Source organism: Paenibacillus sp. EKM10P (assembly GCF_011800655.1).
Lineage (GTDB): Bacteria > Bacillota > Bacilli > Paenibacillales > Paenibacillaceae > Paenibacillus > Paenibacillus polymyxa.
Genome location: NZ_JAALET010000008.1, coordinates 20,851 through 33,072, shown reverse-complemented (window position 1 = coordinate 33,072; position 12,222 = coordinate 20,851). Strand labels below are relative to the sequence as shown.

Below are 12,222 nucleotides of genomic sequence, written 5' to 3'. Positions count from 1 at the left end.
ACCATCAACCTCGCTTCCTGTCTGACCATTCTTGTTCAAACAACAACACCCGCGCTCTGCGCGGGTATGAACAGTACAACCTATCTTCGAGTTTACTACACCAGAGAATGAAGCACAAAGTTAGCCACAAACAGTACAGAAATGATATATAATGCGACAGGCACTTCCTTGCCCCGTCCTGCTGCCAGCTTGGCTACGGGATATGCAATAAAACCAAATGCCATCCCGTCTACAATACTGTAAGTAAAGGGCATCATCACCATGATCAGAAATGCAGGAAAGGATTCAGTAAAATCACTGAAATCCATCTCTCGCACATTTTGTACCATTAGGCCTCCGATAATGATTAATACAGGTGCAATGGCACTGTCAGGAATATAAGCCAATAGTGGAATAAAGAAAAATGTCGCTCCGAATAAAATTGCAGTTACCAGCGGGGTCATTCCTGAACGTCCGCCTGCCGCAATACCAGCCGTCGACTCCGCAGCGGCTACCGCGGGACTGCTGCCCAGAATACCAGCAAAAATATTGGTCACAGCCAATACACGCAAGCTATTCTTAAAAGAATCCGGTCTTCCAATCATGTTGGTCTGTGCAGTAATCATTCCAACATTCTCAAACAACACAATCAGTAACAGCAAAAAAACAGCGATCCAGAAGGCTACCGAAGCGATACCTGAAAAGGAAAGCTCCCCAAACAATTGCCCATACTGTCGCACCGTTTCAGAGGTTCGTACCGTGCTTGTTGGTTCTACAGCTCCCAGTACGTATGCAAGCCCAGTTCCTGCCAAAATGCTGATAAGCAAACCGCCCTGAACGTTACGTACAAATAATACAATCGCGAGTAGCAACGTTACACAGGCCGTAATCACCTTGGGATCATTGAAATGACCAATAGCCACAAAAGTCGTTTGATGTGCAATTACGATCCCACTTTTTTGCAGACCGATAAAGGTCAAAAACAGACCAATCCCCACCGTAATTCCATGCTGCAAATTATAGGGAATCGCCTGACTGATCAGCTTGTACAATGATGTAAACGCCACAACGGCAAATATCACTCCTGTGACGGCAACCACCATCAACGCTTCCTGCCAGCTCAGCTTCATGGAATGTACGAGTGTGTAAGTGAAAAAGGCATTAATTCCCATACCTGGTACAACGACCATGGGAGACTTTCCGCCAAAAGCCATCAGCAGACAGCCGATCATCGAGGTCAGCAGCGTCCCGAGCATTGCCCCTTGAAGAGGGATCCCGGCATCTGCCAAAATGGTTGCATTAACCATAATAATATATACAACGGAAAAATAAGAAATGGCACCCGCGGCTAATTCCTTTTTCCAATGATGCTCGGGCTTGAAACCGAGACTTCTGGACCATAGCCCATCCTTCATACCAAAACCCTCCAGCAAGTTGTTCAATCTGTTTGCAGTAAGCTGCTTTTTTCAAAACAAAAAGAGCTGTAGCCTACTGTGACACCAAGAAGTGATGCACAGAACTACAGGTCTTAGGTTGAAACATACTACTGTAAATCTAACGAATGTACTGTCATGCTACATTTCAAGCTTATACACCAGCGTGCTCTAACAGGTCCTTGACAGCTACGCTGACCATAATCAATCCTGCTACCGGAGGTACAAAAGCATTGCTTGCAGGTGGTTGCTTCGCTTTCCGGATTTCAGGTGCGTTGGCAGGTACAATTTTTTTGGTAATTTCTTCACGCGGCTTCATTGGCTCCTCATCAGAGAATACAACCTTGACGCCTTTGGTAATACCTTCTTTGCGCAGCTTGGTGCGGATGACACGGGCAATCGGGTCCATTCTTGTCTTGGAAATATCGGAAACTTGAAAACGGCTTGGGTCCATTTTATTCGCAGCACCCATACTGGAGATCATCGGAATTCCCCGTTTCAAGCATTCTTTAATCAAATGAACTTTGTAAATAATCGTATCCGAAGCATCCAGCACATAATCCAGATCGTACTTGAATAGCTCCTCATATGTTTCTTCCGTATAAAACATGTTCAGTGCAATTGCTTCACATTCAGGATTAATCAGCTTCACACGCTCTACCATCAGATCAGCCTTTTTTTGACCTACTGTTGTCGTCAGCGCATGAATTTGGCGATTAATATTGGTAATATCTACGACATCCTTATCAATCAAAATAATGCGTCCAACACCCGTCCGCGCCAGCGCTTCCACTGCAATCGAACCGACACCGCCGATACCCAATACAGCTACCGTGCTATTTTTCATAACCTCCAGACCTTCCGTCCCGATGGCCAGTTCCGTGCGTGAAAATTGATGCAGCATATGGTAATCCTCCCTCACTGGTTTAAACTCTATGCTTGAACTCCAGCATACAAACCACGAACCCATTATCCATAAAAGGGTAACGGGTTCAAGGCATTTTATAATCTATTTACATGCCAACAGATGGCAACTTGCACTTGCAAAATCCAACGCTTGTTTTAAGCTTTAGGTGCAACAGGCTTCGGAGCAAGACGAATATGAAGCTGATCCAATTGAGCTTGATCCACTTCGGCTGGTGCATCCATAAGCAGGTCTGTCGCGCTGGCCGTTTTCGGGAATGCAATGGTTTCACGCAGATTTGTACGACCTGCAAGCAACATAACAAGACGGTCAAAACCGAAGGCAATACCACCATGTGGAGGCGTACCGTATTCAAATGCATCCAGCAGGTAACCGAATTTATCCTTCACTTCTTCAGGCGGCAGATTGAGCGCTTTGAACATTTTCTCCTGAACTTCACGTTTGAAAATACGCATCGAGCCGCCACCCACTTCGTAGCCATTCAGCACGATGTCGTAGGCCTGAGCACGAACTTGACCTGGATCTGTGTCCAAGAGGGCCAGATCTTCTTCCTTCGGACGAGTGAACGGATGGTGCTCCGCTACATAACGTTTTTGTTCTTCGTCATAGCCCAGAAGCGGGAAGTCTACGACCCAGGCAAATTTGAATTTGTTATCGTCGATGAGCCCCAAATGACGGCCAATTTTCAGACGAAGCGCGCCCAAAACATCAGCAACTACTTTTTTATTATCCGCAGAGAACAGCAACAGGTCGCCTTCTTCGGCTCCCGTACGCTCTTTCAAGGCTTCGATTTCTTCCGGTGTGAAGAATTTAACGATAGGCCCCTTGAATTCGCCTTCTTTCACTTGGATCCAAGCCAAGCCCTTTGCTCCATAACGTGCTGCAAAAGGACCCAGGTCATCAATGTCCTTACGGCTCCACGTGCCACATCCTTTGGCATTAAGGACTTTAACTTCGCCACCCTTTTCAATTACGGAAGCAAATACTTTTACCCCACTGGTTGCCACGATATCATTGACATTTATCAACTCAAGACCAAAACGCAGGTCAGGCTTGTCAGAACCATACTTGTCCATTGCCTCTGCATGTGTAATCCGTTGGAATGGGGTTTCCAGTTCTACCCCAACTGTTTCTTTGAACAATTTCACCATCAGACGCTCCATCATAGGCAGCAAGTCATCCTGTTGCATGAAGGAAGTCTCAATGTCGATCTGCGTAAATTCAGGCTGGCGGTCAGCACGCAAATCTTCATCACGGAAACAACGTGCCACTTGGTAGTAGCGCTCCAGGCCGCCTACCATCAGCAATTGCTTGTACAATTGTGGCGATTGCGGCAAGGCAAAAAATTCGCCTTCATGCACTCGGCTAGGCACCAGATAGTCACGTGCACCCTCTGGGGAGCTTTTCGTTAAAATTGGTGTTTCTACCTCAATGAAATCTTCACCGTCCAGGAAGTCGCGGAATACTTTTGCTGCTTTGGAACGCAGTTTCAACGTCTGATGCATTTCCGGACGACGCAGGTCCAGATAACGGTATTTCAAACGCAGCGACTCGTCTACTTCTACGCCGTCTTCAATGAAGAACGGTGGTGTTTTGGATGCATTCAATACTTCGATTTCAGTGACACGCACTTCAATCTCACCTGTAGGCAGGTTCGTATTGATCGTTTCTGCATCACGTTTGACAACAGTACCAGTAACCTCAAGCACATATTCACTGCGAACACGATCCGCAATTTGCAGTGCTTCACCGGAATAGGCCGGATTAAACACGATTTGTACAATTCCGCTACGGTCACGCAAATCTATAAAAAGTACGCCCCCTAAGTCACGACGGGTCTGTACCCAACCGTTCAATGTAACTGTTTCTCCGATATGCGCATGAGTCAATGCGCCGCATTGATGACTCCTTTTCATAATACACACTCCTGTTAGGTTTAGTAGTTAATGCTATATGACAGCCAGAGGGAAGCTCCCCCTGACTGATGTTACATCATGTTGTTTAGCCTAATTCTTCCACCAGCTGATCCAGCTTAACGGTACGTTGCTCACCGGTTTCCATGTTTTTCAGTGCAATTTCACCTTTAACCAGCTCATCATCACCCAGAATCGCCGTATATCTTGCTTTAAAGCGATCTGCCGATTTCATCTGAGCCTTCATTTTACGCCCCAGATAATCTCGCTCTGCGGAAAATCCAGCTTGACGCAGCTTGAACAGTTGTTTGGTCACTTCCGTTTCTGCCGCCTCACCCAAAGCCACCATATAGATATCCAGCGGCTTGGCTTCGTTCAATTTGACACCCTGATGCTCCAAAATCAGCTGAATTCGCTCAAGCCCAATGCCAAAACCAATCCCTGGCTGATCCGGTCCGCCCAGATCTCCAACCAATCCGTTGTAGCGACCGCCTCCACCAATCGTATCAATAGCACCAATGCCTTCGGCTTTGAATTCGAATGCTGTCAGCGTATAATAATCCAGTCCTCGTACCAGGCGTGGGTTCACTGTATATTCCACACCCATCGCATCCAAATTTTGCTTCACTTTCTCAAAGTGAGTGCTGGATTCCTCATCCAAACTATCCAAAATCGAAGGTGCCCCGCCAAATTTGTCCTGATCATCTTTGCTATCCAGCACACGCAGCGGATTACGCTCGATGCGCGCTTGGCTCTCCTTGGTCAACGTATCCTTAATGGGCATCAGGAAGTCCACCAAATGCTGCCGATAAGCAGCACGGCTGGCAGCATTACCAACGGAGTTGATTTCTACCTGTACTCCTTTCAAGCCTAGCTCTCGGCAGAATTGATACCCGAAAGCAATAACTTCTGCATCCAGCGCCGGGTCCATCGCCCCGAATGCTTCAATGCCAAATTGGTGAAACTGGCGCTGACGCCCAGCTTGTGGACGCTCATACCGGAACATTGGGCCGATATAGTACAGCTTAGTTACATCCGGTTCACCATACAGTTTGTTCTCCACATAAGAGCGGACAACCCCTGCCGTTCCTTCCGGACGCAGCGTCATGCTCCGTTTGCCTTTATCCTCAAAAGTGTACATTTCCTTTTCCACCACATCGGTCGTTTCACCCACGCCCCGAACGAACAAATTCGTTTGTTCGAACATAGGTGTACGAATCTCTCGGTAATTAAAGCGGCGGCTAATCTCACGAGCTTTTTCCTCGACCACTTGCCATTTTTCTACACTGCCTGGCAGCAAGTCCTGTGTTCCCGTCGGTTTTTGAAAGGCCATTTACGTATCCCCCCGTCATTGTATTTCTTATAAAAACAAAAAATCCCTCGCCCTGTTATCATTAACAGGGACGAGGGATTGTCGTTTACAAATCACCCGTGGTACCACCCACATTCCGGAGTTTACCAGACCACTAGCATACAAATGACTCAGTGTCCGTCAGCATTACACTGACTCCGCTCATACGTATAACGCCCGTAACGCGCAGTACGGCTATTATGCAGGATGGTCCGCTGTTTGGCATATGCCATGCGTTACTCAGCAGAGATTCCTCATTGTTCGCCGCCTGTTCTCGGGGAGGTCATTCGTCCGCTCATCAAGGGAATTTTTACAGCCTGGAAATTCCTCTCTGCGCTTGTGGGTTCGGAGTACTTGGTCCCGTCATCAAATCATTTTTCATTATTTTATGATTTTAATGAACTGCTTCGACAAAGTCAAGACATTCCCCCTAGAATCAGACAAATAAGTCTTATAAAAAGAAAATAACCTGCGGAAACGGTCCGCAGGTCTAAAAGATATATCAAAAGGGGGTCATGCTGTTATTATAAACAACGAATATTAAGGAATGATGTTTCGAATATTACAATTGTATTACAGCCACTCTAGTGTGACTAATTTCCTCGTATATCGACATTTTTGTGACATTCGCTCCCTTTTTAATCCAGCTGCGCCACATATGCACGATTGGAACGAAGCTTATAAATGATCTCATCATAATCGGCATCATTCACCTTGGCGGACAATACATACCGTAATTCATCATGATCACCGTTAATATACACATCTGTCGCACGGAGCAAACCTCCGTCATGATTCGTTGTTCCGCTCCGATCCTCATTCAGATCCCTTTGGGCTGCGCTAGAATTAATCTCGTCATTCTTCGCATCGGGTAGAATATTCTCGCCATAAGCCCCTGCGGCTGGAATCGCCGCACCCGCAGAACCTCCTGTACTCACAGAGCCAGTATTGTTATAAGGGACCAACGGAATTAAAACCCTCGTCTCCCGACCGAGCGTCTCATCCAGAGCACCTACTTCCAAATGTTCAGTTCTATAAGCCTGAAGCGAAGCTCTAGCGCCCTCAGCTTCATCTTCTGTGCGAAAATAAGCCTGAATCTGTTTAGCCATATCAAATCCTCCTCGTTTGGGAATTGTACTGGCATAAATCTAGGAAGCATTCACGGTTAAATTACAATGCCTTTAACAACTCACGCACAAAAGCGGGCTCATCCTTAGGAGTCCGAGACGTAATAAAGTTACCGTCCACCACCACCTCTTGATCCTCAAAATGAGCACCCGCATTAATCAAGTCATCTTTCAATGGAGGGTAAGCTGTAATCGTCCGGCCTTGTAACAAATCGGCACTCGCCAAAATTTGCGGCCCGTGACAGATAGCTCCGATCGTTTTTTTGGACTCATTTATTTCAGTTACAAACTTCAGAACATTTGCATCCAAACGCAGATTTTCCGGTGATGATCCACCAGGAATAACAACTGCATCATAGTCACTTGATTTCACATCTGCAATGGCTTTTTCAATAGTGTAGCTTGCTTTGCCTTGCTTACCGTTCACTTTTTCACCTTGTTTTAATCCAATAATATCTGCCTCATGTCCAGCCTTTTTCAGTTCATCATAAGGGACCTTCATTTCGGAATCCTCAAATTGGTCAGCCAACAAAAATGCAATTTTACTCATTATCGTTCAGATCTCCTTTCCGGTTATCCTTAAAGCGAGCTTAAAGTTAGGTTTGTTTGTTTACCACGCTTTGTTATTACCCGCTTGATCTGTGTTTATAACAATTCCAAGCAGTGAAAAAGAAAAAGGAGCCCGTTGGCTCCTCCCTGATGTACTGCTACATAATTATTTTCGATCTCTTTATAACCGCTTGAGACAATACGTCGTTAATGCTGCATTTACAAATGGCTTACCTACGCGGTAGGGCACCGCGTCCTGGCTTGTCCACAGCTGTAGCAACATGCTGTAATAACGCATCAGCATTACGAGTAAGGTTGATTGCCTCCCGCATACTACCAGGATAAAGTAGCACCGCGCTTTGATATCCGTCCATTTTTGGGGTCTGACGCATAGCTTCGTCTCTCCTATCACCCTTAAGGCTTTCCAGATGGCTGCTTACCAACCGGGATGACATTATGGTCCCTCTAAACGGCTATTTTATTCTCTTCTACTCAAGTTCTCAGATCATACCAAGAATGGATACCTACGAACGTTCGCTGTCCAAAATCAACGTCACTGGACCCCAGTTGGTCAAGGAAACATCCATCATAGCTCCAAAAATCCCCGTCTCGACCTCCAGGCCCTTGGCTCGAAGCTGGCTGTTAAAGAAATCATACAGCTTCTCCGCTTCCTCAGGTTTGGCCGCTCCCATAAAGTTGGGCCTTCTCCCTTTACGGCAGTCACCATACAACGTAAATTGGGAGACAGACAAAATGGCCCCACCGACATCCAGAACACTATCGTTCATTTTTCCTTCAGCATCTTCAAATATACGCAATCCCGCTGTTTTATCCGCCAAATAAACGGCATCGGCTGCCGTATCTCCCTGACCAATACCAACCAGCAGCATTAATCCAGTTCCGATTTTGCCGACCACCTTTTGATTCACTGTTACCTGAGCGTCTTTACAGCGCTGAATAATGATCTTCATTGCCTATCCGCTGCTCCTTTACTCTTCCCCTTACAAGGTGTTCACAGTCGTACCATGGCTCTTTCAGCCACCTATGAGTCTTTGTACCCAAGATGTATTACAAAGGCTATATAAACCTGCGTGTATGCTTCACAAGTTTATTGCATAATCCGATGCACGGTGTATACATCCTTCACCCGTTTGATCCGTTCGACAACAGAATGCAAATGATCCGTGTTACGAATAAGAATTGTAATGTGAATCATTGCCATTTTATTTTTATCTGTACGTCCTGTCACGGCCGAGAAGCTAGTTTTATTCTCAGAAATGGCCTGAAGCACCTCGTTCAATAAACCATTGCGGTCATGCCCTGTAATCTCAATATCGACACTATAATTGACCTCGGCTGCTTCTTCCCACTCCACTTCAATCACACGCGCCTGATCTTCGCCCACCCCCGAAGGAATATTCGGGCAATCGGTACGGTGAACAGATACGCCGCGCCCGCGTGTTACGTAGCCGATGATGTCATCACCCGGTACGGGATTACAACATCGTGCAAAGCGAACGAGCAAATTGTCGACGCCTCTGACGCTGACACCGTTGGTCGGTGTTTTTTTCCGATCACCCTGCGGTTTGTACTCCTTAACCTCGGTCGTCAGCTCAATTAGACGTGCCTCTTCTTGTTCCTTGCGCAGCTTCTCTGTCAAACGTGTACAAACCTGCGCTGCGGTTATACCGCCAAAGCCAATCGCAGACAGCATATCTTCAGAATCATTAAAAGAGAACTTTTGTGCCACATCCTGAAGTTTGTCCTCGCTCATCCACACGGATGGCTCAATATCACGCTTCCTTAGCTCACGTTCCAGACTTTCGCGGCCTTTTTCTACATTTTCCTCACGCTTTTCTTTCTTGAACCATTGCTTGATTTTACTGCGCGCGTGAGAGGACTGAGCAATTTTAAGCCAGTCCTGACTAGGTCCATAGGAGTGCTTGGACGTCATAATTTCCACGATATCGCCAGTTTTCAGACGATAATCCAAAGGAACAATTCTTCCATTTACCTTAGAGCCAATCGTTCGATTTCCAACTTCTGTGTGGATACGGAAAGCAAAGTCCAGCGGAACCGATCCAGCCGGTAACTCAATGACTTCTCCCTTAGGAGTAAAGACAAACACAAGGTCTGAGAAAAAGTCCATTTTGAGTGATTCCACAAATTCCGAAGCATCCTTCGCCTCGTTTTGCAGCTCCAGAATTTCTCGGAAAAAGGTGATTTTGTCCTCAAAGTTTGTGTTATTTGCCCCGTTGTTTTCTTTATAGGCCCAGTGGGCCGCAATCCCGAATTCAGCAGTGCGATGCATATCCACTGTGCGAATTTGTACTTCTGTAGGCTCTCCGTTGGGACCTACTACGGTCGTATGGAGGGACTGATACATATTAGCCTTAGGCATGGCAATATAATCCTTAAACCGCCCCGGCATCGGTTTCCACAACGTATGGATAATCCCCAATGTGGCATAACAGTCTTTAATGTTATCCACAATAATTCGAATCGCAAGCAAATCGTATATTTCATTGAATTGCTTGTTTTTTGTCGTCATCTTTTTAAACACACTGTAAATATGTTTAGGGCGTCCAGACAAATCAGCCTGAATCCCCATCTCTTCCAGCTTCTCTCTGATACGCTGTATGACATTATCAATAAATTGCTCGCGCTCTGCCCGCTTCTTATGCATCAAATTAGCGATGCGGTAATACTGCTGAGGATTCAGATAGCGCAAAGCAATGTCTTCCATTTCCCATTTAATCGCTGAAATACCCAATCGGTTTGCAACCGGACAGAAAATTTCCAACGTTTCATAAGCGATTCGACGCTGGCTTTCTTCCGATTGATATTTCAGGGTACGCATGTTGTGCAGACGATCTGCCAACTTAATGACGATGACACGAATGTCCTGCGCCATGGCAATAAACATTTTTCGATAATTTTCGTTCTGCTGTTCTTCCTTGGATCGGAACTGGATACGCTCCAGCTTCGTCAGACCATCGACAAGCATCGCACATGTATCGCCAAAATGCTCGCGAATCTGCGCCAAAGACACCGTCGTATCCTCCACAACGTCATGTAAAAGAGCGGCGATAATGGAGATGGTATCCATCTGCATATTAACGACGATATCAGCAACCGCAAGCGGATGCAGAATATAAGGTTCACCGGACTTACGAGTCTGGCCGGAATGGGCCTGCTCGGCAAAATCATAGGCGTCCCTGATGCGGATAAGATCTGCTTCTCTGGTATAGGCCCCGGCCTTTTTAAGTAATTGCTCTATCCCCATTCTGCTCTATTCCGTGTCCTTTCTATGCAAAATGGAACCCGCCGATCAATGTCGCGCAAAGGTTCCCTTTTAAAAGTGATTTCCTACAATTATGACGCTTAGCACGCCACACGTCAACTATTACAGGTTTGGCACTGTCGCATTATTTTGTCACACATGGTTAAGTAAAATCAGGATTGTTGACGAAATGAAACGAATTATATTGAAAAAATTACGAAAAGTAATTAATGTATATAAGAATAATTGAAAGAACTAAGGAGTGAACTGCGTTGCAACGCGAAATTCAAGTTAATGAAAAGCTTCCAGCAGGACCTGGGATCCTGCTCAGCGTACAGCATTTGTTTGCCATGTTTGGCAGCACCGTGCTGGTGCCCAATATTTTTGGCGTCGATCCCGGCATGATTTTGCTCATGAACGGTATCGGAACATTGTTGTACATATGGATCTGCCGTGGCAAAATCCCTGCCTATCTCGGCTCCAGCTTCGCTTTTATCGCTCCTGTCAGTCTTGTGCTTAAAAGTAACCCTGGCAGCAATGGCTATGCAATGGCCCTGGGTGCTTTCATCGTTACAGGTATTATTTTCTGTCTCGTCGCACTGGTAATTAAATACGCCGGGACACGTTGGCTAGACATCGTTTTTCCACCAGCTGTCATGGGATCAATCGTAGCCTTGATTGGTCTGGAACTGGTTCCGGTTGCTGCAGGCATGGCAGGCATTATTAATGCCGATCCTACTAAAGCCTGGACGCCAGATCCCAAAACGATCACCCTTTCCCTCGTTACGCTCGGTGTTACTGTTCTGGGTGCGGTGTTGTTTCGCGGATTTGCCAAAATCATTCATATTCTAATCGGTATCGTGGTGGGCTATGTGCTTGCTTATTTCATGGGTATGGTCAATACGCAGGCTATTGCGGACGCTCCTTTGTTCGCTCATCCCGCAATTACCACTCCAACCTTTAATGCCTCGGCTATGCTGACGATTCTTCCGGTTGCTCTGGTCGTCATCGTAGAGCATATTGGTCACTTGCTAGTGACGAGCAACATCGTCGGACGTGAGTTGTCCAAAGATCCTGGTCTCCACCGCTCTTTGCTGGGTAACGGGATTTCTACCATCATTTCCGGTTTTGTTGGTTCTACACCTAATACGACTTATGGTGAAAATATCGGTGTTATGGCATTAACTAAAGTGTACTCTGTATGGGTTATTGGCGGAGCGGCTATTATTGCCATTCTGTTGTCCTTCTCGGGTACGTTCTCAGCGATTGTTTCTAATATTCCGTCTCCAGTTATGGGTGGCGTATCCTTGCTATTATTCGGTGTGATCGCTGCCTCTGGTCTTAGAATCTTCGTCGAGCAAAAAGTTGATTTCGCCAAGCCAACTAACATGCTGCTCGCCACCATCGTGCTTGTGGTCGGAATCAGCGGTACTACGCTCACTTGGGGTGCGGTCACCTTGAAAGGTATGGCCCTGGCGACAATCATCGGTATTATTCTGAGTTTGTTCTTCAAGCTGGTTGATGTGCTCGGCTGGTCGAATGATAAAACGCAGGAACCTTTAACTGAAAAAACACCAGATTAATATCTATTTTTCAATTTTAAAACGCCGCTCCATGTTAGTTATGGATGAACACGCTCAGGCTGTATAGACAAGCGTGTAA

At 46.2% G+C, this 12,222-nt stretch carries 10 protein-coding genes; 1 reads left to right on the top strand and 9 read right to left on the bottom strand.

All coding sequences use genetic code 11. The annotated features are described in order from the left end of the window. Window positions 1–95: 95 nt before the first annotated feature. The 9 genes from HFE01_RS17950 to HFE01_RS17910 form a co-directional block, all read right to left on the bottom strand. Entirely contained in the window at window positions 96–1,394 is a 1,299-nt protein-coding gene (locus tag HFE01_RS17950) for an NCS2 family permease (protein ID WP_019688321.1), read from the bottom strand. A gap of 172 nt (window positions 1,395–1,566) precedes the next feature. Then, a complete protein-coding gene (locus HFE01_RS17945; RefSeq protein WP_019688322.1) occupies window positions 1,567–2,316 on the bottom strand; it encodes a tRNA threonylcarbamoyladenosine dehydratase in 750 nt (249 codons plus the stop codon). Window positions 2,317–2,474: 158 nt separating this feature from the next. Continuing rightward, complete coding sequence (aspS, locus tag HFE01_RS17940; protein WP_019688323.1) at window positions 2,475–4,253, bottom strand: aspartate--tRNA ligase; 1,779 nt, start codon at window positions 4,251–4,253, stop codon at window positions 2,475–2,477. Between the two features lie 85 nt (window positions 4,254–4,338). Continuing rightward, window positions 4,339–5,583, bottom strand: coding sequence for a histidine--tRNA ligase (gene hisS / locus HFE01_RS17935; RefSeq protein ID WP_013372628.1), 1,245 nt, complete (start codon window positions 5,581–5,583; stop codon window positions 4,339–4,341). 656 nt (window positions 5,584–6,239) lie between these two features. Continuing rightward, a complete protein-coding gene (locus HFE01_RS17930; protein ID WP_016819125.1) occupies window positions 6,240–6,710 on the bottom strand; it encodes a hypothetical protein in 471 nt (156 codons plus the stop codon). 61 nt (window positions 6,711–6,771) lie between these two features. Next, window positions 6,772–7,278, bottom strand: a complete 507-nt coding sequence (locus HFE01_RS17925) for a type 1 glutamine amidotransferase domain-containing protein (RefSeq protein WP_019688324.1) — start codon at window positions 7,276–7,278, stop codon at window positions 6,772–6,774. A gap of 229 nt (window positions 7,279–7,507) precedes the next feature. Then, window positions 7,508–7,669 carry a hypothetical protein gene (locus HFE01_RS17920; protein ID WP_016819127.1) on the bottom strand — a complete coding sequence of 54 codons (162 nt, stop codon included), beginning with the start codon at window positions 7,667–7,669 and terminating at the stop codon, window positions 7,508–7,510. A gap of 132 nt (window positions 7,670–7,801) precedes the next feature. Next, the gene (dtd, locus tag HFE01_RS17915; RefSeq protein WP_013372633.1) at window positions 7,802–8,248 is read right to left on the bottom strand and encodes a D-aminoacyl-tRNA deacylase; all 447 of its coding nucleotides are present in this window, start codon (window positions 8,246–8,248) and stop codon (window positions 7,802–7,804) included. A 137-nt stretch (window positions 8,249–8,385) separates the two neighbouring features. After that, entirely contained in the window at window positions 8,386–10,563 is a 2,178-nt protein-coding gene (locus HFE01_RS17910) for a RelA/SpoT family protein (RefSeq protein ID WP_016819128.1), read from the bottom strand. A gap of 269 nt (window positions 10,564–10,832) precedes the next feature. On the opposite strand from HFE01_RS17910, the gene uraA reads away from it, so the two are divergent. Then, on the top strand, window positions 10,833–12,143 hold the full coding sequence (gene uraA, locus HFE01_RS17905) for a uracil permease (RefSeq protein WP_017427785.1): 1,311 nt from the start codon (window positions 10,833–10,835) through the stop codon (window positions 12,141–12,143). Window positions 12,144–12,222 lie beyond the last annotated feature (79 nt).

Excerpts from the sequence above, each read along its gene's own strand:
- HFE01_RS17950 (WP_019688321.1), bottom strand. The coding sequence starts at position 1,394 with ATGAAGGATGGGCTATGGTCCAGAAGTCTCGGTTTCAAGCCCGAGCAT.
- HFE01_RS17945 (WP_019688322.1), bottom strand. The coding sequence starts at position 2,316 with ATGCTGCATCAATTTTCACGCACGGAACTGGCCATCGGGACGGAAGGT.
- aspS (WP_019688323.1), bottom strand. The coding sequence starts at position 4,253 with ATGAAAAGGAGTCATCAATGCGGCGCATTGACTCATGCGCATATCGGA.
- hisS (WP_013372628.1), bottom strand. The coding sequence starts at position 5,583 with ATGGCCTTTCAAAAACCGACGGGAACACAGGACTTGCTGCCAGGCAGT.
- HFE01_RS17930 (WP_016819125.1), bottom strand. The coding sequence starts at position 6,710 with ATGGCTAAACAGATTCAGGCTTATTTTCGCACAGAAGATGAAGCTGAG.
- HFE01_RS17925 (WP_019688324.1), bottom strand. The coding sequence starts at position 7,278 with ATGAGTAAAATTGCATTTTTGTTGGCTGACCAATTTGAGGATTCCGAA.
- HFE01_RS17920 (WP_016819127.1), bottom strand. The coding sequence starts at position 7,669 with ATGCGTCAGACCCCAAAAATGGACGGATATCAAAGCGCGGTGCTACTT.
- dtd (WP_013372633.1), bottom strand. The coding sequence starts at position 8,248 with ATGAAGATCATTATTCAGCGCTGTAAAGACGCTCAGGTAACAGTGAAT.
- HFE01_RS17910 (WP_016819128.1), bottom strand. The coding sequence starts at position 10,563 with ATGGGGATAGAGCAATTACTTAAAAAGGCCGGGGCCTATACCAGAGAA.